General features: G+C 68.0%; 24 protein-coding genes and 1 riboswitch. Of the genes, 15 read left to right on the forward strand and 9 right to left on the reverse strand.

The window, feature by feature from the left end; all coding sequences use genetic code 11:
- The 5 genes from NV2_RS28715 to NV2_RS28735 all read left to right on the forward strand — a co-directional run.
- Positions 1 to 388: DUF4334 domain-containing protein (locus NV2_RS28715; RefSeq protein WP_067881440.1), on the forward strand; the 388-nt coding region annotated here is incomplete at its 5' end.
- A 3-nt stretch (positions 389 to 391) separates the two neighbouring features.
- On the forward strand, positions 392 to 1,483 hold the full coding sequence (locus NV2_RS28720) for an NAD(P)-dependent alcohol dehydrogenase (protein ID WP_067881443.1): 1,092 nt from the start codon (positions 392 to 394) through the stop codon (positions 1,481 to 1,483).
- A 272-nt stretch (positions 1,484 to 1,755) separates the two neighbouring features.
- Positions 1,756 to 2,199, forward strand: a complete 444-nt coding sequence (locus NV2_RS28725; RefSeq protein ID WP_067881446.1) for an SRPBCC family protein — start codon at positions 1,756 to 1,758, stop codon at positions 2,197 to 2,199.
- 93 nt (positions 2,200 to 2,292) lie between these two features.
- Positions 2,293 to 3,363: an Rv2629 family ribosome hibernation factor gene (locus tag NV2_RS28730; protein WP_067881449.1), complete on the forward strand. Its 1,071-nt coding sequence runs from the start codon at positions 2,293 to 2,295 to the stop codon at positions 3,361 to 3,363.
- Between the two features lie 26 nt (positions 3,364 to 3,389).
- Entirely contained in the window at positions 3,390 to 3,575 is a 186-nt protein-coding gene (locus NV2_RS28735) for a hypothetical protein (protein ID WP_067881452.1), read from the forward strand.
- A gap of 552 nt (positions 3,576 to 4,127) precedes the next feature.
- On the opposite strand, the gene NV2_RS31180 is transcribed toward NV2_RS28735, so the two are convergent.
- The 6 genes from NV2_RS31180 to NV2_RS28760 all read right to left on the reverse strand — a co-directional run bounded on the left by NV2_RS31180 (position 4,128) and on the right by NV2_RS28760 (position 8,232).
- Entirely contained in the window at positions 4,128 to 4,358 is a 231-nt protein-coding gene (locus tag NV2_RS31180) for a DUF6480 family protein (RefSeq protein ID WP_084475657.1), read from the reverse strand.
- Between the two features lie 52 nt (positions 4,359 to 4,410).
- Entirely contained in the window at positions 4,411 to 5,418 is a 1,008-nt protein-coding gene (locus tag NV2_RS28740) for a glycosyltransferase (protein WP_245662821.1), read from the reverse strand.
- A 103-nt stretch (positions 5,419 to 5,521) separates the two neighbouring features.
- Positions 5,522 to 6,733, reverse strand: a complete 1,212-nt coding sequence (locus NV2_RS28745) for a glycosyltransferase (RefSeq protein ID WP_067881456.1) — start codon at positions 6,731 to 6,733, stop codon at positions 5,522 to 5,524.
- Between the two features lie 85 nt (positions 6,734 to 6,818).
- The gene (locus NV2_RS28750) at positions 6,819 to 7,256 is read right to left on the reverse strand and encodes a four-helix bundle copper-binding protein (RefSeq protein WP_067881459.1); all 438 of its coding nucleotides are present in this window, start codon (positions 7,254 to 7,256) and stop codon (positions 6,819 to 6,821) included.
- 25 nt (positions 7,257 to 7,281) lie between these two features.
- On the reverse strand, positions 7,282 to 7,755 hold the full coding sequence (locus tag NV2_RS28755; protein WP_067881550.1) for a Dps family protein: 474 nt from the start codon (positions 7,753 to 7,755) through the stop codon (positions 7,282 to 7,284).
- 129 nt (positions 7,756 to 7,884) lie between these two features.
- Positions 7,885 to 8,232, reverse strand: a complete 348-nt coding sequence (locus NV2_RS28760) for a hypothetical protein (RefSeq protein WP_210749238.1) — start codon at positions 8,230 to 8,232, stop codon at positions 7,885 to 7,887.
- A 245-nt stretch (positions 8,233 to 8,477) separates the two neighbouring features.
- Between NV2_RS28760 and NV2_RS28765 the strand changes: the two genes are divergently transcribed.
- The 4 genes from NV2_RS28765 to NV2_RS28780 all read left to right on the forward strand — a co-directional run bounded on the left by NV2_RS28765 (position 8,478) and on the right by NV2_RS28780 (position 11,360).
- A complete protein-coding gene (locus NV2_RS28765) occupies positions 8,478 to 9,545 on the forward strand; it encodes an NAD-dependent epimerase/dehydratase family protein (RefSeq protein WP_067881462.1) in 1,068 nt (355 codons plus the stop codon).
- Between the two features lie 19 nt (positions 9,546 to 9,564).
- A riboswitch (adenosylcobalamin (AdoCbl) riboswitch) is annotated at positions 9,565 to 9,712 on the forward strand.
- A 2-nt stretch (positions 9,713 to 9,714) separates the two neighbouring features.
- Complete coding sequence (locus NV2_RS28770) at positions 9,715 to 9,930, forward strand: CbtB domain-containing protein (RefSeq protein ID WP_067881465.1); 216 nt, start codon at positions 9,715 to 9,717, stop codon at positions 9,928 to 9,930.
- Between the two features lie 21 nt (positions 9,931 to 9,951).
- Positions 9,952 to 10,797, forward strand: coding sequence for a CbtA family protein (locus tag NV2_RS28775; protein WP_067881468.1), 846 nt, complete (start codon positions 9,952 to 9,954; stop codon positions 10,795 to 10,797).
- A complete protein-coding gene (locus tag NV2_RS28780; RefSeq protein ID WP_067881471.1) occupies positions 10,794 to 11,360 on the forward strand; it encodes a histidine phosphatase family protein in 567 nt (188 codons plus the stop codon). Before NV2_RS28775 ends, NV2_RS28780 begins: the two co-directional genes overlap by 4 nt.
- A gap of 47 nt (positions 11,361 to 11,407) precedes the next feature.
- On the opposite strand, the gene NV2_RS28785 is transcribed toward NV2_RS28780, so the two are convergent.
- Positions 11,408 to 11,779 carry a DUF488 domain-containing protein gene (locus NV2_RS28785; protein WP_067881474.1) on the reverse strand — a complete coding sequence of 124 codons (372 nt, stop codon included), beginning with the start codon at positions 11,777 to 11,779 and terminating at the stop codon, positions 11,408 to 11,410.
- Between the two features lie 196 nt (positions 11,780 to 11,975).
- Here NV2_RS28785 and NV2_RS28790 point away from each other — a divergent pair, with 196 nt between their 5' ends.
- Positions 11,976 to 12,728, forward strand: coding sequence for a 1-acyl-sn-glycerol-3-phosphate acyltransferase (locus NV2_RS28790; RefSeq protein WP_067881476.1), 753 nt, complete (start codon positions 11,976 to 11,978; stop codon positions 12,726 to 12,728).
- A 7-nt stretch (positions 12,729 to 12,735) separates the two neighbouring features.
- On the opposite strand, the gene NV2_RS28795 is transcribed toward NV2_RS28790, so the two are convergent.
- A complete protein-coding gene (locus NV2_RS28795) occupies positions 12,736 to 13,290 on the reverse strand; it encodes a hypothetical protein (RefSeq protein WP_157103139.1) in 555 nt (184 codons plus the stop codon).
- 211 nt (positions 13,291 to 13,501) lie between these two features.
- On the opposite strand from NV2_RS28795, the gene NV2_RS28800 reads away from it, so the two are divergent.
- The 5 genes from NV2_RS28800 to NV2_RS28820 all read left to right on the forward strand — a co-directional run bounded on the left by NV2_RS28800 (position 13,502) and on the right by NV2_RS28820 (position 17,969).
- Entirely contained in the window at positions 13,502 to 14,209 is a 708-nt protein-coding gene (locus NV2_RS28800; protein ID WP_067881482.1) for a TetR/AcrR family transcriptional regulator C-terminal domain-containing protein, read from the forward strand.
- A 136-nt stretch (positions 14,210 to 14,345) separates the two neighbouring features.
- Positions 14,346 to 14,990, forward strand: coding sequence for an ABC transporter permease (locus tag NV2_RS28805; protein WP_067881555.1), 645 nt, complete (start codon positions 14,346 to 14,348; stop codon positions 14,988 to 14,990).
- Complete coding sequence (locus NV2_RS28810) at positions 14,987 to 16,258, forward strand: ATP-binding cassette domain-containing protein (protein WP_067881485.1); 1,272 nt, start codon at positions 14,987 to 14,989, stop codon at positions 16,256 to 16,258. Before NV2_RS28805 ends, NV2_RS28810 begins: the two co-directional genes overlap by 4 nt.
- Before the next feature lie 20 nt (positions 16,259 to 16,278).
- Positions 16,279 to 16,992: an ABC transporter permease gene (locus NV2_RS28815; RefSeq protein WP_084475659.1), complete on the forward strand. Its 714-nt coding sequence runs from the start codon at positions 16,279 to 16,281 to the stop codon at positions 16,990 to 16,992.
- Positions 16,989 to 17,969, forward strand: coding sequence for a glycine betaine ABC transporter substrate-binding protein (locus NV2_RS28820; RefSeq protein WP_067881491.1), 981 nt, complete (start codon positions 16,989 to 16,991; stop codon positions 17,967 to 17,969). The genes NV2_RS28815 and NV2_RS28820 overlap by 4 nt, the downstream gene beginning before the upstream one ends.
- Before the next feature lie 6 nt (positions 17,970 to 17,975).
- Here the strand turns inward: NV2_RS28820 and NV2_RS28825 are convergent, their stop codons facing one another.
- Complete coding sequence (locus NV2_RS28825; protein ID WP_067881493.1) at positions 17,976 to 19,958, reverse strand: aconitate hydratase; 1,983 nt, start codon at positions 19,956 to 19,958, stop codon at positions 17,976 to 17,978.
- Positions 19,959 to 20,071 lie beyond the last annotated feature (113 nt).

Raw genomic sequence — 20,071 nt, forward strand, 5'->3', positions numbered from 1 at the left:
GGGCGAGCTGCCCACCGTCCGCGCCGCGGACATCCTCGGCGAATGGCAGGGCGCCGCCTTCCGGACCGGCCATCCCCTGTGTCGCGCCCTGGACCAGAGCCGCTGGCACGGCAAGACCTTCGTCTCGACGATGGACGCCAAGCCCCTGATCTGCCGGGCCGAGGACGGCACGCTGTTCTCGAACCTCGAACTGGGTGGCGGCGAAGCCACACTGTGGGACATCGAATTCCGCGGTGAGGTCACCGCGACGATGGTCTACGACGGGCGCGCCGTATTCGACCACTTCAAACGGCTCGACGACAACACGCTGATGGGCATCATGAACGGGCGTCCCGAACTGGTGCTCGCGGGCGGCGAGTTCTTCTACTTCCTGCTCGAACGGAGCTGAGCGGTGCCGCTCACCACCGCCGCCCTGTCCCGCGATCCGCGAGGGCCCTTCGCCGTCGAAACCGTCGACATCGACGACCCTCGTGGCGACGAGATCCTGGTGCGGATCGAAGCGTCGGGTATCTGCCACACCGATCTGGTTTCCCGCGCTGCCGGCACCGCCGATCGCCCGGTCCTGCTCGGACACGAGGGTGCCGGAACAGTGGAAGCGGTCGGCGCGGAGGTGACCACCGTGCGACCCGGTGACCGGGTGGTGCTGACCTACCGGCATTGCGGCAGCTGCCGCAATTGCCGCCTGGGCCGGCTGCCCTACTGCGCCCGGTCGAGCGCCCTGAACCAGTTCGGTGCCCGGCCCGATCGCAGCGCCCGCGTCACCGTCGACGGGAGCCGGGTCCGCGACGGCTTCTTCGGGCAGTCGAGTTTCGCCGGTTACGCCTTGACCACCGCCGACAACACCGTGCTGGTCCCCGCCGGTACCGATCCCGTCCTCGCCGCTCCCCTGGGCTGCGGATTCCAGACCGGAGCCGGTGCGGTCCTGAACGTACTGGCCCCGGAACCGGATTCGCAGTTGGTGATCTACGGGGCCGGCGCGGTCGGGATGGCGGGACTACTGGCCGCGGGCACCCTGGACTCCACCGCGGTGATCGTGGTCGAGCCTTCGGCCACTCGACGCGCACTGGCGATCGAACTGGGCGCGAGCGCGGCCCTCGACCCCGCCGACGGCGATACCCGTTCCGCCATCGGCGATCTCACCGGCGGTGGCGCCACCCATGCGCTCGACACCACCGGTCGACCCGACGTCCTGGCCGACGCGGTCACCGCACTGACGGTCGGCGGCGCGGTCGCCGTGGTCGGGCTCGGAGCCGGCGTACCCCAGCTGGACTTGCGCGATATCGTTTTGGGCGGCAAGACCATTCACGGTTGCCTCGAGGGCGACGCAGTGCCCGAACGGTTCATACCGGAGCTCCTGGCACTATATGCGGCCGGGCGGCTACCACTCGACCGGCTGATCCGAACCTATCCGCATACCGAGATCACCGCGGCACTGGCCGATCATCACGCGGGACAGGTCGTCAAACCCGTCCTGACCTGGTAACAGCCAGCCGCGACCGGACCCGGCGCCGGTCTGGTTCCCGGAGAATCGTCGACCGGTCCGCCGTGTCGCGATTTCCACCGGACGGCGCATAATCGACTGGTATGCGGGCACCCGGGCCGGTGGATTCCGATTCGGGCCGAAGGCGATACGGAGACGAGAATGGACCTGTCGAGCACACCCGTCCATCCGGCCGCTCCCCGGCTACTCACCGAGCCTCGGCTGCTGTTCGCATCGACCTCGTGGTGGAACGGTAGTGCTGTGAGCGTGCGCTGATGATCGAGGCCCGCCGACAGGTACCCAGCTCGATCGAGCAGGTGTTCGCTGTGCTCGCCGATGGCTGGTCCTATGGGCACTGGGTCGTCGGATCGACCCATATTCGCGCCGTCGACGCCGGATGGCCACAGGTGGGCACCCGGATTCATTACAGCGTCGGCGCGTGGCCGGTGACCGTCCAGCAGACGACGACGGTGTGTGCGGTGGATCCGCCGCACCGAATCGAGCTGGAGGCCGAACTCCAGCCGCTCGGCAGCGCATGGATCTGCATCGAACTCACCGCGGTCGGTGCGTACCGCACCGAGGTGACGATGTGCGAAAAGCTCGTTCGAGGGCCGGGGCGGTTCATCGCGGGCCCGGTTCAGGCCCTCGCACTCTATCCGCGCAACACCGAATCACTGCGTCGACTGGGTGAGCTGGTCTCCGGGCACTACGGCCACTGAACCACGATGCCGGTCACGGCGACAGGCGTGGAATACGCCGCACGCCGATCGCACGTACTGGTTTCACCCGCGGTGTGCGGGTAGCCGACCGATATGACGATTTCAGGACTGCGTGAGTTGACCGAACATCGGGGGCCGTTCGCATCGGTGTACGTCGGCACCGTGAGCGATACCGAGGATGCCGCACAGCAGCAGCGGCTGCAGGTGCGGGCGGTACGCGAAGCCCTGAGCGAGGACGGCGCGCAGGCCGATGTACTCGACGCCGTCGAACAGGGGCTCGCCGACCTGCCGCCGGGGCGCGCGGGCCAGGCGGTGATCGCCGACGCCGACGGGCTGCTCCTGGCCAAGCAACTCCCCCAACCGCCCGACCGGACCACCACCCGGGTGTCGCCGATGCCCTATCTGCTGCCGTTGCTGCGGCTGCGCCGCGCGACGCAGCCGCATGTCGTCGCGCTCGTCGACGAGCGCGGCGCCGACCTCTACACGGTGGATGCGCACGGGGTGCGTACCGATCACACGCTCGAAGGCACTCAGCACCCGGTGCACAAGGTGCGTGGCGGCGGCTTCGCACATCAGTCCATGCAGAGCCGGGTCGAGGAAACGGTGCGCCGCACCATCGACGCCACCGCCGAGGACGTGGAACGACTCGCCGACCAGGTCGGCGCGGCGTTCGTCATCGTCGCCGGTGAGATCACCGCCCGTACCGCTCTGGGTGGCGCACTGGCCTCACATCGACACCATGTGGTGCAACTGGAGGGTTTCAACCGCCAGGATCCGCCCGGCCGCGCCGAGTTCGAGCAGCGGGTGGACCAGGTCATCGACCGGCAGGCCGAGGATCATCTGCACGAGGTCGCCGCGCGGTTCGAGCAGGGCAGCGCACACGAACTGGCTGTTCAGGGGGTACCCGCCACCGCCGACGCGTTGGCCCGACGCAATGTGGAGACCCTGCTCATCGAGCCCGGCTCCCTCGGCGATCGCGACGTGCATGTCGGCTCGGACCCGACCTTCGTCCAGGCGGACGATCCCCGGACCGGTGACAGCGTGCGGCGGCGCGCGGACGAAGCACTTCCACTGGCGGCGGTCGCCGCCGACTCCGAGATCGTCGTCGTCGACCCGGAGTTCGGGCTCACCGAGGGCGTCGGAGCGGTGCTGCGGCACAGCTGACCGACCGAGGACGGAAGGAGACCATCATGGATCGAGGTAATGCCAAACACGGTGCGCGCCAGGATGATCAGTTGCGACACGAACTGGAGGGAACACTGCGCGGCAACCGTTCCAGCCGCGCCGAGGAATGGCGCGATCCGGAGCCTCCGGCCGACGACGACCCCGAGGTCGCGACCTCGGGCAAGCTCACAACGGAGACCCGGGAGCAGTAGCACACCGACGATGAGAAACCGCATCGGACTGTCACGGATATCAGCCTGCGACCAGCGGATTGCTCCGCCCCACGCCGGGTACTTCCTCTATACCGGGAACAATCCGGCAACCGCATCGGGCCCGTCAACGGCGACGGTCACTCGCATCAGGTCCGGCACAATGGCGTGTACGGGAGCGAAAAGCGATGTGGGCAGCGGATTGTCCATCTGGTCGAGGCGGTGGACCCGGCGCATCACAGGTATTCGGTAGCCACGGACGCCATTGTCGGTAGGACCGGGGTCGGCGTTAGTGCCGATGTCGGCCGGTGGTACCGACAATGTTGTGCCAGAGTTAGTTTGCGGGGTATTGCCCCACTCGGGTTTCGGCAGCGAAGGCTGTGCCGGCGGTGGGGAACCCACGATCGGCGGACGTCGGCTACGACCTCGGGTTACACCGCCTCGGTCCCGGCCTTCGGCTACGGTGCTTCACCGAGAGGCGCTTCACTGAGACGGCGAAGTTCCGAGGCCGCCGGGGCGGCGGCCTCGGAACGAGCTGTCGATCCGGCCCCGGCCTCAGACCAGGGTGACGATCAGCGCGATCGCGACCACCAGGAAGACGATCACGACGGCGACGGTCACGCCGACAGCGGTCACGCCGGTGGGCGGGAACCGATGACGGGTACGCGGCTCGGGCGCCGACAGCCCCGAAGTTTGTGCTGTTTCCGGTGGTGTGGAACCCGGGGGCACACCACCGCCGGGCTCGAGGTCGGGAGTCCGGGAAGGATCCGGGTCCATCGTCGACATGATCGCGTCCTGTCCGGGGCACCGTATGCCCCTTGCTGTTCGCTACGGCTCGCTACGTCCGGAATTCGGCGACGGTCTCGGCGAGCAGCCGATCCCATCGCTGTGTGAACGGCGCGAGGCCGAAATGTGTTGTCGCCCAGTCGCGTGCTGCGAGGCCGGTGTGTTGGGCGAGAGCCGGGTCGCCGACGAAATCGTCGATCGAGGCGGCGAGCTCGTCGATGTCGGTGGAGACCACGCCGGCTTGTTTCGGCACCGCCCACGGTGCCGCGGTGGTGCCGACCGCCACCACCGGCATCCCGACGAACATCGCCTCGAGCAGGGACAGTCCCAGTGAGGTCCAGCGTGCCGTGTGGACGAACACCCGGCGCCGGGCGATCTCGCTGTGCAGCTGTTCCTGGCCGACATCACCCGCGCCGTACACCTGGGTGGCCGGGCAGTGTTCCCATTTGTGCAATTCGCAGGTGTCGATGCCGAAGACGTCGATCGGTACGACGCGGGACAGTTCCTCGAGCAGATCGGTTCCGGTGATCCGCCACCGCCGCACCGGCTCGTTGACAATGGATGCCGCGCGGTCGAGTTCACCGGTGTACCGGTAGCCGGGATCGACCACTCCGTGCGGGATCACCGTTGTCCGGCAGCGGCCGTTGTCCCACATCAAATGGTTGAAATCCGTGACGTGGACCAGGGTGACATCACCACGGTCGGCCATCGGATGCCGGCTGGTGGCCGCATGCTCGCGCGGCGTGTCGTGCTCCACGTAGATCACCGGAATCTCCGGACCGGGCACCCGGCCCAGCCAGTCCCGGGCCAGCTCGAACTCCTCGGGGCGTTGCACGACCACGACGTCGACCGGTTCACCGGCCAGCTGCGCCGGGGAGATCTCGACGGCGTTGTCCGGCCACGGGCGTCCGCAGCGGCCCAATGCCCACGGTGGATGCTCCGGCTCACTCGGCACCAGATAGGTGTGGCTGCCGTGTACGAAGGAGGTCGTCCACGACCCGTGCACGTGCCAGACCAGCACGCGTATCGGGGTGGGAGCCGTTGCCGGAATGGAGCTCACTGCCAAAACGCCTCCGTCTCGGCGCGGGCGCCGGTGACATCGCCGCGCGCACGACGTGATTCGTTCATTCGGCTATTCCTCCTGATATCGGTGAACAGTGGTGTCAGTGCACGGACCAGGCCATATCGCCGGCCCCGGCCGTCGCTGCTGCACGGCGGTAGGCCGCCGAGGTGTCTCTGGAGACCCGGTCCCACGAATAGCGAGCGCGGGCGCGCTGCAGCCCCGCGTCGCCCATGGTCCGCCGCTCCCGTTCGGCGCCCAGCAGACCGGACAGTGTCTCGGCCAGGGCGGCGGGATCGTCGGGCGGAACGAGACGACCGGTCACCCCGTCGAGGACCGTGTCGAGCATCCCGCCGACGGCGGTGGCGACCACGGGCTTCGCACAAGACATCGCTTCCAGCGCAACGATGCCGAAGGGCTCGTACCAGGGTGTGCACACCACCACATCCGCCGAACGCAACAACGCCGGCATATCGATGCGCCGAACCGAACCACGTAGCTGGACCTGTTGTGCCACTCCGTATTCGGCCGCGACGGCGCGTAACCGCGCGTGTTCGGCCGCATCCTCGGCATCGGTCGATCCGCCCGCGACGACCAACTCCGTATCCGGTAGTTCGGACAAGGCCGCGATCGCGGTGTCGAAGCCCTTGCGTCGCACCATGCGCCCGACCGAGACGATGCGGTGCGGGTACCGCCGATCCTCGGCCGGCCCGTCGGGGGTGAACAGCGACAGGTCCACACCGCACGGCACCACCGAGGTGCGCGACTGTGCGACGCCCATCTTCGCCAGTTCGTGCACCTCGTCGGAGCAGGTGGCGACGATATGCGTGGCCTCGGCCGCGACGACGCGTTCGGCAGCGATCCGGAATCGCGGACTGGTGTCGGCCGGTCCCTGGTGCCGTCGCTTCACGGTGCCCAAGGCGTGAAAGGTCAGGACCACCGGGATATCGAGGTCGCGGGCCGCTCGTTCGGCCACGATTCCCGACATCCAGAAGTGTGCGTGCACCACCTCGGGCGGATCCACCACCCAGTGCCGATGCAGGAAATCGGCGAATTCGCCGAGATACGGCGGGATATCGTCCTTGGCCAGACGATGCGGCGGCCCTGCCGGAACATGAACGACTCGATACCCCGGCGCGACGATCACCTCGGAGGCCAGTGCCACGTCGTCACCGCGGGTGTATACCCGCACATCGTGACCGAGCCGGGTGAGCCCCGCGGCGAGTTCGGCGACGTGCACATTCTGTCCGCCCGCGTCGACACCCCCCAGCGGGGCGAGTGGACTGCCGTGCTCGGACACCATCGCAATCTTCACGCTTCCTCCGATTCACGTATAGCGCTCGGTGGATGCCGTCCTGGACGTACCGAACCCGACCCGTCATCAGGGCGAGAGCTGTTGGTCACCGCGACACTTCCGCCGGCGGCCCCAGTTTGGGCAGGATCGCCTGGCACAGCTGCTCGCAGCGGTGACAGGCCTGGGCGCAGATCGCGCAGTGCGCCATATGTTCGGCATGGGATGCGCACTCCTCGGCACATGACGCGCACGCGGTCGTACAGGCCGCCACCAGCGGCCCCGCGACCAGCGGATCGAAGCCCGTCTGGCGAGCCAGCACCCGGGCGGTCGCCGCGCAGATATCCGCGCAGTCGAGATCCTGCCGGATGCACTGCCGCAGCCGGTCCACCTCTGCTTCGGCCAGGCAGGCGTCCGCGCACATCGAACACGTCAGGGCACACGACAGGCACGCCTCGATACAGGCTGCCAGTTCATCGGTGCTGAGAGTGGCGGGCCCGCTGGTGCCCTGCGGGTGGGTTTTCAACATGTCGATCACGGGGGTCATAGCCACTCCTGAGTGTCACGATCCATCAGGCCGCCTGGGCCTGCCACATCCAGTGCAACTGCTCCAAGCGGGCCGCGATGTCGATGAGCAGATCCTGCGTCACCGGATCGGCCTTCTCGGAGGCGTCGATCCGCTCCCGCAGCCGGCGCACCACCGCGGCCAGCGTCGAAACGATCGACCGGATCACGTCGCCGTCCTGTTGCCACCCCTCGGGGAAGGGGTCGGCGCCCGAATCCGCGGCGACGGTCCGGGCCCGCCCGTCGGGGCTGACGCCGATGGCGGTGGCGCGTTCGGCCGCCGCGTCGGTGAATCCGCGGGCTGTATCGACCAGTTCGTCCAGTGCTTCGTGGACGGTGCGGAATCGGGGACCGATCACATTCCAGTGTGCCTGCTTACCGATCAGGCTCAGGTCGATGAGATCGACGACCGTGGCGCACAGCGCATCCCCGGCGATCCGTTGCTGTTCGGGTTCCAGCACCGTCGAGATCGGATCGGTGATCGCACCGTGTTTGTTCTTCCCGGACTTGGACTTGGACGATTCGGCCACGAGTGTCTCCTTCCTGACTGACTCCGTCTGCCTGCGTCTGCCGCCGTACCCGCTCTCCCCGCCGTCAAACGGCAGGCACGATCAGCCGGCCCCCTCGGCCATCGCCAGGTACACCACCATCACGGCGAACAGGAACCACCCGGCGCCCTGCCAGACCGGCCACGGGCGACCGGCGCGCCACTGCCGGATGGTGATCACGAAGGCACCGATCCCACCCAGCAGCAGCACGATGCCCGGTGCGAGTCCGACCACCAGGCGTGCGGAGGTGTCGCAGAGCACCTGCTCGGCGTTCGCGCACCGGTCCCGCGAGGCCGCCCAGCCGAATGTCGCACCGGCGAGCACGGCGGCGAGCACCAGGACGGCGCCCACGTAGGTCGCCGCGTGCCGGAAACTGGGCGGATCGCTCCAACGCGTACTCACCTCGGGCACTCGCGTCACCTCCTCGACCACACCTGACGCACTGCCGGCCGCGGGTCTCGCGCGGCAGCCGCACTCCTTCGCACTACCCGCGACGGCCGTCGTTATTCGGGACAGCGCGGAGCCCGTTTGCACACCGGCCTGCCGGGTAGGCGCACTTCTGAGAAGGGGGCCGATGTGGGTTCCCGGCCCGTCCACCGTCTCACCGAGCTGCGCGCCGCGGCGGTGCCGGCCGGTATCGACCCGGAGGTGATCCGATGCGCGTGGTGGTGACAGGAGCGACGGGCAATGTCGGTAGCGCGGTGCTCGAGGCGCTGACGCAGCGCAGTGCGGTCGATTCGATCGTGGGCCTGGCCCGGCGGTTGCCGCGCCCTTCGGCCGGCGCGGTCGAATGGGTCCGCGCCGATGTTCGCGACGCCGATCTGGCCTCGGTGTTCCGGGGCGCCGACGCGGTCGTCCATCTGGCCTGGGTCTTCCAGCCGACACACCGCCCCCTCGAGACGTGGCGAGCCAACGTCGGCGGCACCGAGCGGGTCCTGGACGCCGTCGCGCGGGCCGGGGTGCCGACGCTGGTCATCGCGTCCTCCGTCGGCGCGTATTCTCCGGCCCGGCACGACGATCCGGTCGGTGAGGACTGGCCGACCGAGGGCTGGCCACCGGCGGGGTACATGCGCGAGAAGGCGTATGTGGAGCGACTGGTGGATCTGTTCGAACGCGACCATCCGGATCGGCGGGTGGTGCGGATGCGGCCGGCGTTCACCTTCCAGCGGGGCTCGGCGGCCCAGCAGCGGCGGCTGTTCATGGGCCCGCTGGTGCCCGGGAGTCTGCTGCGCCCGGAACTCGTGCCGATGCTGCCCGTTCCGTCGGGGATGCGACTGCAAGCGGTGCACAGCGACGACATCGGTGCGGCCTACGCGTCGGCGGTGACGGGCACCGATGTCCGGGGGGCGTTCAATCTCGCCGCCGACCCGGTGATCGATCGAGCGAAACTGGGTGAGCTGTTCTCCGCGCCCACGGTCGCGGTCCCGCCCTCGGCCGTGCGCGCTGCTCTCGCGATCGGCTGGCGTATGCACCTGGTACCGGCGCCGGTGGAACTGTTCGACGCGATGATGCGCCTGCCGATCATGGACACCTCGCGAGCCCGCCGGGAATTGGAGTGGTCCCCGCAGGTGGATGCCATGTCCGCACTGCGCGAGGTGCTCGCCGGGATGCGCAGCGGTTCCGGCGGCCCGACACCGCCGCTCGCGGCCGATGCGGGCGGGCGTTTCCGGGTACGCGAGTTCACCTCCGGAGTCGGCGGGAGCGATCCGGTGGACTCCGATTGACCATCCGAACTGGGTTTTCGTATGGTTATGTGAGCGACGGTTCGAGAACCCGGTGAGAATCCGGGACGGTCGCGCCACTGTGAGCATCCTCGTGGATGTGAGTCAGGTCATCGGATCGACGCGGTCAGCACCGTCTAGCGGGGACGCGTAATCCCCGGAGGAGAGCACCATGGCGACGTCGTACGTTCCCGAATCCCGTACCGAATCGATTCCCCTCTCGATTCCCACCACGGCGCTGTGGCTGGCCGGAACCACCGTCCTGGCCCTGCTCGCTCTCTATTTCATCGGGATCGACCAGGGGGCGGTCTCGATCTTCGGCAGGGATATGCACGTGCACGAATTCGTCCACGACGCACGCCATTTCCTCGGCTTCCCTTGCCACTGAGTGCGGGACCGAGCAGTCATAATGGAAAAACGAATCATTGCTCGCGGCGTCGCGCTGGGTGCCCTGGGCGGGCTGTTGGCGTTCGTCTTCGCCCGGATCCTGGCCGAACCGATCATCGCGCGAGCCATCGACTACGAAGGTGCACGCGAGGCCGCGCACACCGAAATGCGCAGGGCCGGCGGCCACACCCACGGTGTGGAGGAGGCCGAGCTGTTCACCCGCACGGTGCAGGCCAATCTCGGTATCGGGTTCGGCATGGTCGTGTTCGGTGCCGCGATGGGCGCCTTGTTCGCCGTCGTGTACTGCCTGCTCATCGGCCGGGTCGGAAAGCTGAGCCCACGCAGTCTCGCACTGTGTGTGGCCGGCGGGATGTTCGCGGTGCTGTATGCGGTCCCGTTCTTCAAATATCCGGCCAACCCGCCCGCGGTGGGTAACGGGGACACGATCGGAGAACGCACGGGCCTCTATCTGCTGATGGTGCTGATCTCCGCGGCCGGTGCGGTGGTGGCGGTCTGGGCAGGCCGTAAACTGCAAGCGCGACTGGGCAACTGGTCGGCGACCGTCGTCGCCGGCATCGGTTTCGTCGTGGTGGTGACCGCGATCGCGGCGCTGCTACCCTCGCTGGGACATCTGGCGGCCAACCGCGAGCTCGGCACCGTCGGTGAGACACCGGGCCCGCTGCGTGGTCCGGACGGGCAGATCCTCTCTCCCGGTTTTCCCGCAGACGATCTGTACTACTTCCGGTTCTATTCGTTTGCGGCGCAGGCCCTGCTGTGGTCGGTGATCGGGTTCGGATTCGCGACGCTCGCGCCGCGACTGTTCGGGCGGATCAGCGAACCGGGTACCGCGCCGGCACCGCTGGTATGAGCACCCGCGGCGCCTCGGTCACCCGGCTCACCCTGGTGAGTCATGCGATGACCGAGGCGATGCGGGTGGCCCGGTTTCCACTCGACGAGCCGGTCGACGACCGTGCGGGCGCCGCAGTCGGCGCCACGGCGCTGCGGGCCGATCGGATCTTGATCGGCCCGGAACGCCGCGCGGCACAGACCGCCGCCGTGCTCGGATTGCCCGGCACGGTCGACCCCGCGCTGCGGGATCTGGACTGCGGCGAGTGGGCCGGGCGGCCCATGGGCGACCTCGATCCGCTGGAACTGATGTCGTGGATGTCCGACCCGAATTTCCGGGGCCACGGCGGGGAGTCGGTGACCGAGGTGATCGAACGGGTCCGACAGTTCCTCGATACAGTCGCCGACCGGCACGAACGCATTGTCGCGGTCACCCATCCCGCGATCGTTCGCGCGAGCGTACTCGTCACACTCGCCGCGCCGCCGGAATCGTTCTGGCGCATCGACATCCCACCCTGTAGTGCTACCGCACTGCACCGTCGGGGTCCGGGCTGGACACTGCGGCACACCGCGCAACCGCTCTGAAGCGGACTACGCCTGCACCGACGAACCGGATACGTCGGCAGGTCCGCCTACTTCTTCCCGTCGATGAGGCCCGCGAGTACCGTCGCCTCACTGATATCGATCCGTTTGGTGGCCGACAGCAGAGTCAGCGTGCCCTGCCCGGCGAGTTCGCGGAGATGGGCGAGCGCGTCGGAGCGTTCCTGATCCTTCAGCTCGTCCCGATAGCGGCTGCCGAACTCCTCGAAGCGGTCCGGGTCGTGGGCGTACCACTTGCGCAGTTCGGTCGAGGGGGCGACCTGTTTGCACCATTCGTCGAGGTGCGCGCGTTCCTTGCTGATGCCGCGCGGCCAGATCCGGTCGACCAGCACCCGGGTGCCGTCTCCCGGATCGGCATCGTCGTAGATTCGCCGGACCCGGACCTGTCGTCGCGTGCTCGCCATCGGGCCTCCCTTCGCTCGCCGCTCACTCCGTTGCGCACCCCCTGCCCCGGCACGCGTCCATGCTCTTCCCGAGCGTAGTCGCGGTACGCCCTGCTGCCGAGGGTGCGCGCACCCGGCCTACCACACCGGGGCCAGGGCCCGATTCGTGAACGGCCAACCTACCTACGATGACGTAAGTTACGGTAGCGTAGGTTGCATGCACTCCTCGACCGCCGCACCCCGCATCCCACCGCCGGTCGAATTCGACAACCGCGACGCCGTCTACGACTACTACCGCACCCACCAGCCACAGCTGTGGCGCGCGCGCATGAACTGCGCCGTCACCGCCTACCGCGCCCGGCCGGAGGTGCACTACACCGCCGGTGCACGCGAGCAGATCCGCGCGCTCATGCACGCCGACCGCCGCCTGATCATCGTCATCAACCACCTGAGCGTGGACGACCCGCGCATGGTCGCCGGTTACGCCTGGCGCAGCGTATTCCGTTCCCGCATCGGGCATATCCGCGTCCTGGCCAAGGACGAACTGTTCGCCGAACCGCGACAGCGTGCACGCATCGAGACGATGGGTGCGATTCCGGTGTTCCGCGGCAAGGATCACGGCCCACGCGCCGCCTACGATGCCGGACAGCAGCTGATGGATGTGTGCGTGCAGCGCATGGTCGGCGGCGACGACCTGGTGCTGTTCCCGGAGGGTACCTGCAACGACACCGATCCCGCCCGCGTGCAGACCGTCGGCACCGGCGTCGGGCATATCGCGGCCCGAGCCAGGAAGGCCGGCGCCGCACCGGCTTTCGCCTTCCTGGGGCTCAGCTACGGCACCGGTGGGCGGGCGACATTCCATCTCGACCTGCCGCTGGCGGACTTTCCGGAACGACCGGCACAGATCACCCGGACCGTGGCCGCCCGCATGCAGCAGGCGCTCGACAGCGCGGTGGCCGCCACCCGCTGAGTGCGGATCAGCCGGCCGGGCGGGTGCGTACGCCGGGCCCGGCGACCGATCCGGCGACCGCGCGGAACGACTCGAATTCCGCCGCCGACCGCACGCCCGCAGCATCGAGGGCATACCCCTTGAAGGCGGCGGCCGCCCGAGTGGGTACATACCGGGTCGGCGCGGAGTGTGGGAAAGCTCTTTCGCCGTAACCGATATCGCCCCAGAAGCGCACCTCGGTCCGTGCGCTGCGCATATATCGCTCCGCCCATTCGCGGGCCGCCACCCCGAGTGCGGAGACCTCACCGGCGATCGAGAAGGCCTGTGGTGCCGGCAACTGTTGCCGGCAGCTCAGCACACATCCCAGGTCGGCGACGCCCAGGCCGAGAATGGCCAACGGCCGGACATCGACCGGCGACTCGACCGCCACGGTCACCTCCCAGCCCTCGGCCGCCCGATCGAAGAGCCAGCCACCCGCCCACGTGACGACGTCGACCGGATCGGCGGCGACCACGACCAGCCGGTAGCGCAGCGCCCGCCGACCGGCTTCGGCGAGCACACACTCACCAGGGGATTCCGCCACTCGAGCGCTTGTACGAGACCAGTGCGATACAGCAGACATAGCACTTCCGTTCCGATCAACCACGACTGAACTCCCCGTTCGGACGGCCCACATCGTCCGGTCCGAAGAGTAGTTCATTTTTCCCCGACGGGAGAAAATATTCGCGAAACTCGTATGTCGCGAGGTGGGACGCGATGTCCGATATCCGGTCGACGGTCCGTAACCTGAGGGAGTGGACGGCGCGAACGCAATCAAGCCGGGGGCCGATACCGCGATGCCATCACGACGCGGGCGGGGCCGCCCGCCTCGCCTGAACCGCGAACGAATCGTCGCGGCGGCACGCACTCTCGCACCGGAGACGCTGACGATGCGAGCGGTCGCCGACCTCCTCGGCGTCGATCGCAAATCGCTCAACTATTACGTCAGCGACCGCGAGGGACTACTCGAACTGGTCGCTCTGGACGCGTTCGAAACAGCGTTCCACCGCCTCGAACTGCCCGCCGACGGTGACTGGCGCGACCTGCTGCGCCTGTTCGCCACCGCCGTCGCCGAGGCACTGACGCAGGTGGGCGTCCTGATCTGGCATGTGCGCTTCTCCGGAACGGTCGGCATGTCGGTGCTGGCGGAGATCGAGCACATGATCGAATCCCTGGTCGAGGCCGGTTTCGACGCGATGGAAGCCGGTCGCACCATGCGCCTGCTCGCCGATGTCGCCTTCGCGGCGGCGCGGGAAGCTCTCCAGGCCGAGCGCGGGCATATCGACCTGCAGGCCGAACATGTCGCACGGACCCTGAATTCGGAATCGGGACACGGTTTTCCGCTGCTGCGCGAGGTGGCCACCACCCGCGAGGCGGCCGCCGGCATCGGTGACCAGTTCGCATTCGATCTCGAGCTCGTCATCTCGGGACTCGAGCGACGACTGGAATCACGCAGACCGTAATCCCGGTTCGCCGACGACACCGCAGTACAGCGGACCGCGACGGGCGCCGCTCCCCCGACTCGGCCGGTGTGGTGCCGCCGCCCGGCCGGTGCGGTCCTCTAGTCTTTGAGCGCCCGTGGCCGACGATCGGAGTCCCGTGAATCTGTGGAACTACATCCGGGGGCGGGGTGACACGCTGGCGTTCCTCACCTACCAACATGCCTCCCTGGCCTTTCAGACCGTGCTCGTCGGCACCGTCGTCGCGATACTGGTCGCGGTCGCGGTCTACCGGCTGCCGGTGTTGTCGCAGCTGACACTGACCTCGAGCCGGGTCGCGCTGACCATCCCGTCGCTCGCACTGCTCGCACTGCTCCTGGTCCCGTTCGGCCTCGGTGTGGTCCCCTCGTTCGTGATGCTGGCGTTCTTCGCGGCGTTGCCGGTGATCGGCAATGCGATCGTGGGCCTGCGCTCGGTGCCGCCGACTCTGGTGGAATCGGCGCGCGGTATCGGTTTGTCGCGGCGGCGCATTCTGCTGACCGTCGAGTTGCCGATCGCCTGGCCGGTGATCCTCACCGGCATCCGGGTCTCGACCCAGATGATCGTCGGCGTGGCCGCGATCGTCGCCTACGTGCTCGGCCCCGGCCTCGGGTCGCTGATCTTCAACGGCCTGTCCCGGCTCGGCGGCGCGAACGCCCTCGAGATGGCGCTGACGGGCACCATCCTGATCGTTGTCGTCGCGCTGGTGTTCGACGCGCTGCTCGTGCTCCTCGGACGCCTCACCATCGCGAAGGGACTCCAATGACCGACGTGACCAGCCCCCCGGCCGCCGAACGCACCGTCACCGGGGCCGCCATCACCCTGGATTCGGTGGTGAAAAGGTATCGGGGCCAGGAGAAACCCGCGGTGGAACGGCTCGACCTGGAGATCGAGGCCGGACAGATCGTCGCATTCGTGGGGCCGTCCGGATGCGGTAAGACCACCACCCTCAAGATGATCAACCGCCTGATCGAGCCCACCGAGGGCCGCATCTTCATCGGCGGCCGCGACGTCACACACGAACATCCCGACAAGCTGCGACAGTCGATCGGTTACGTGATCCAGTCCGGCGGGCTGTTCCCGCACTGGTCGGTCCGCAAGAACGTCGGTGCGATACCGCGAGTGCTGGGGTGGGACCGCAAGCGCATCGCCGAACGTACCGACTATCTGCTGGAGTTGGTGGGCTTGGATCCCGGCGACTTCGCCGACCGGCTCCCCAAGGACATGTCCGGTGGGCAGCAGCAGCGGGTGGGCGTCGCGCGCGCACTGGCGGCCGATCCGCCGGTGCTGCTGATGGACGAACCGTTCGGCGCGGTCGACCCGATCACCCGGGTCCGCCTGCAGGACAGCCTGATCGCGATCCAGCACGAACTCGGCAAGACCGTCGTCGTGGTGACACACGATTTCGAGGAGGCCACCAAACTCGGTGACAAGGTCCTCATCCTGTCCGAGGGCGGCCACATCGAGCAGTACGCGCGCCCGGAGGAGATCCTCACCGCGCCCGCCACCCCGTTCGTGGAGGAGTTCGTCGGCTCGGGTGCCAAGCTCGCGTACCTGACGGTGCAGCGGGTGCGCGACATCGCCTCCGACGCGGTGGTGACGGCGCGGATCGGCGAGCCCGCCCAGCAGGTGATCGACCGGGCGAAGGCCGCCGGGCAGACCTGGGTGGTGGTGGTCGACGCGGCCGGGCGGCCCCGATCCTGGCCCACCCTGGACGAACTGGCGACCAAACCGGAGGTTTCGGACTTCCTCGATCGCCGGCTGCCGGTCGTCGCGCGTTCCTCCACCCTCAACGACGCCCTCGACGCCATGCTCGCCACCAGCCAGGGCGCCACATTGGTCACCGACGGTCGCGGCGCGGTGGTCGGCTCGCTGAGTATCGGCTCGGTGACCGAGGTGATCCGGGACAAGCTGGCCGACGTGCGCGGCGACCGCGAGGCCCCGTCCTACGAAACCTATGTCGACGGAACCGATCCCGCGCCGACACCGGTGATCGCGGCCGACGACGAGCACGATTCCGGTGAGCCGTCGTGACGCGGCGGCGCTCGATTCCGATGGACGTGTGGTTCGAACCGCTCGTCATCGCGGTCATCGGCATCGGCTACGTATTCTGGTATCGCGCACAAACGTTCACCTCGACCGAGCAGGCCTCGCTCGCCTGGGCCACGCTGCGTACCACCATCCGCTCCCATATCGAACTCACCGTGATCGCGACGCTGATCGTGGTACTGGTGGCGATTCCACTGGGAATCGCGCTGACCCGGCCGGCACTCGCGCGGTTCGAGCCGGTCGCGGTCAATATCGCCAACATCGGTCAGGCCGCGCCGGCGGTCGGGCTGCTGGTGCTGTTCACCTTCTGGCTCGGCACCGGATTCCGCACCGCGATCGTCGGCCTGGTCGTCTACGCGATCCTGCCGATCCTGCAGAACACGATCATCGGTCTCCGGCAGGTGGATCGGCGAACCATCGAAGCCGCGCGTGGGATCGGCTTCTCCGCCGCGCGCACCCTGGTGCAGGTGGAGTTGCCGCTGGCGGTCCCGGTGATACTCAACGGTGTTCGGACCGCCCTGGTGATCCTGGTCGGCACCGCCACCCTGAGCACCTTCATCGGCGCCACCAGCCTCGGCACCCTGATCACCACCGGGGTCACGCTGTTCCTGCCCAAACTGCTGGTGTCCGGCGCGATTCTGGTCGGGCTGCTGGCCTTGACGATCGACTGGCTGGGCCGGTTGGTCGAGTTGGCCGCGACTCCGCGGGGTGTGTCGTGAGGGCGCCGCAGGCACTGCTGGGTGCGCTCGCGGCCGCGGTGGTCGCGATACTGCTCACCGGATGCGGTCTGGTCAGTTCGTCGGGCACCTTCCACGATGCGCGACTACCGAACGGTGAGCAGCCGCTCGACGGCGCGAAGATCGTCGTCACCTCGAAGAGCTTCACCGAGGGGGTGCTGCTGGGCAAGATCACCGCGACCTACCTCGCCGCCGCGGGCGCGAAGATCACCGACCTGACCGGTGCGCCGGGATCGGCGTCCTCACGCCAGGCCCAGTTGAACGGTGACGCCGACGTGCTGTGGGAGTACACCGGCACCGGCTGGGTCACCTACCACAACGAGACCGAGATCATCTCCGACCCGCACGAACTGTGGCAGCGCGTCCACGACGTGGAGCAGCGCGACAACCAGCTGATCTGGCTACCACCGGCGAATTTCGACGACACCTACGCATTCGGCGCGTCCGGGCCCACCGCGCAGCGGCTCGGGGTGCACTCGCTCTCGGATGTGGCGGCGCTGCCCGTGGCCGATCGCACCTTCTGCGTCGACGACGAATTCTTCAGCCGCAGCGACGGTTTCCTGCCGATGCTGGAGAAGTACGGCATCCCCTACAACACTCCCGACGGTGTTCCGGCCGGGAACGTCACCCGGATGGACGCCGGCGTGGTGTACACCGCCACGGCGAACAGTTCGCCGTGCAACTTCGGCATGATCTACACCACCGACGGCCGGGTGAAGAATCTGCATCTGGTCGTCCTCGACGACGACCGGAAGTTCTTCCTGCCGTACAGCGGAACCGCCGTGGTGCGCGAGGAAATCCTCGACCGGTACCCGCAGATTCGGCCCCTGATCGCCACCCTGTCCGAGCGCCTGACCAACGATCTGATGCAGGACCTCAATGCACGCGTCGACATCGACGGCGAAGACCCCGCCGACGTCGCCTACGACTGGCTGAAGAGCGAAAAACTGGTGCAGTAGCCGGACTCACGTGGCTGCGGCGAGGCGCGGGATGATTCCGCCGGCGAGCACGTCACGCACCTGCCGTTCCGACAGCCGGTGACGGGCTGCGATATCCACACCGGCGGTGACGTTGTGCACCGGCACCGATTTTCCGGCCGCCAGCGCCTCGCGCAATCCGTCGATACGCAGCACATCCCCGGCGCTGATCCGGTCGTAGTCGGCCGGATCGTCGAACTCCAGGGCGACGATGCCGAAGTTGGCGAGATTCTGCCAGTGGATGCGCGCATAGGATTTCGCGAGCACCGCACGCAGACCCAGGTACCGCGGCGCGATCGCGGCATGTTCACGCGAGGAACCCTGCCCGTAGTTCTCTCCACCCACGATGACGTGCCCGGTGCCACTCGATATTTCCGCTGCCTTGCGTGGGTACTCGGGATCGATACGGATGAAGGCGAATTCGGCCAGCGCCGGAATATTCGACCGGTACGGCAGTGCGCGTGCCCCGGCCGGGGAGATGTCGTCGGTGGAAATGTTGTCACCGACCTTCAGCAGCACCGGTGCCTCGATCACATCCGGGAGCGGGTCGAAGACCGGCAGCGCCGAGATGTTCGGCCCCTTCACCAGTTCCACCGTTGCCGCTTCGTCGGCCGGCAGCGGCGCCACCAGCATCGCGGTGTTCACCGACGCGTGGCTCGGCAGATCCAATGCCGGGTAGTCGAGGGCGAGATCCTCGGCGAGATCACGCGGATCGGTGATCTGCCCGGTCAGCGCCGACGCAGCAGCGGTCTCCGGCGAGCACAGCCACACCGAGTCCTCGTCGGTGCCCGAACGTCCCGGGAAATTGCGGGGCATGGTGCGCAGCGAATTGCGGCCCACCGCGGGAGCCTGCCCCATCCCGATACAGCCCATACAGCCGGACTGGTGGATGCGGGCCCCGCCGCGGATCAGTTCGAACGTCGCGCCCATCCGGGTGAGATCTTCCAGGATCTCCCGCGAGGTCGGGTTGACGTCGAAGCTGACGTCGTTGTGGGTCTGGCGGCCGGTGACCATGGCGGCGGCGATCGCGAAATCACGCAGGCCGGGGTTCGCGGACGAACCGATCACCACCTGCGCCACCGGCTCACCGGCGACCTCCCGCACCGGCACCACATCACCCGGTGAGGACGGTTTCGCGATCAACGGTTCGATCGTGGTGAGGTCGATGTGCTCCTCGATGTCGTAGCCGGCTCCCTCGTCGGCGCGCAGTTCGCTGAAATCGCCGGCGCGGTCCTCGGCACGCAGGAACTCCTGCACGGCGTCGTCGGCGGGGAACACCGTGGTGGTGGCGCCGAGTTCGGCACCCATGTTGGCGATCACATGCCGGTCCATCGCGGTCAGCCCGGCCAGGCCGGGGCCGTGATATTCGATGATCCGGTTGACGCCGCCCTTCACGTCGTGGCGGCGCAGCATCTCCAGGATGACGTCCTTGGCCGAACACCACGGCGGCAGCTCGCCGGTCAGCTCGACACCCCAGATCTGCGGCATCGTGATGTGCAGCGGTTCGCCGGCCATGGCCAGTGCCACCTCGAGCCCGCCGACGCCGATGGCGAGCATGCCCAGCGATCCGGCTGCCGGAGTGTGGGAGTCGGAGCCGACCATGGTGACGCCGGGTTTGCCGAACCGCTGCATATGTGTCGGGTGGGAGACACCGTTACCGGGTTTGGAGAACCACACGCCGTAGCGGCGGGAGGCCGACAGCAGGAACTCGTGGTCCTGGGCGTTCTTGTCGTCGGTCTGCAGCAGATTGTGGTCGACGTACTGGGCGCTCAGGTCCGTCCGCACCCGATCCAGCCCCAGTGCCTCGAGTTCCTGCATCACCAGGGTCCCGGTGGCGTCCTGAGTCAGGGTCTGATCGATGTGGATGCCGATCTCCTCCCCCGGCACCATACGTCCCGAAACGAGATGGCTCCCGATCAATTTCTGCGCGACGTTGCGCGGGCCGTTGTCCTGGCCGTCCGTGCCGGTCATCTGCCTTCCTCACCGCCCGCCGCGGCCGCGGCACGGGCACGATCGTGGGTGTCTGGTCCAGTCGTGGTCGGTGTACCACCGACACCGCCCCGCAATCCGATCCGCGAATGCGG

Origin of the sequence: Nocardia vermiculata NBRC 100427 (assembly GCF_001613265.1) — a bacterium.
Taxonomy (GTDB): Bacteria; Actinomycetota; Actinomycetes; order Mycobacteriales; family Mycobacteriaceae; genus Nocardia; species Nocardia vermiculata.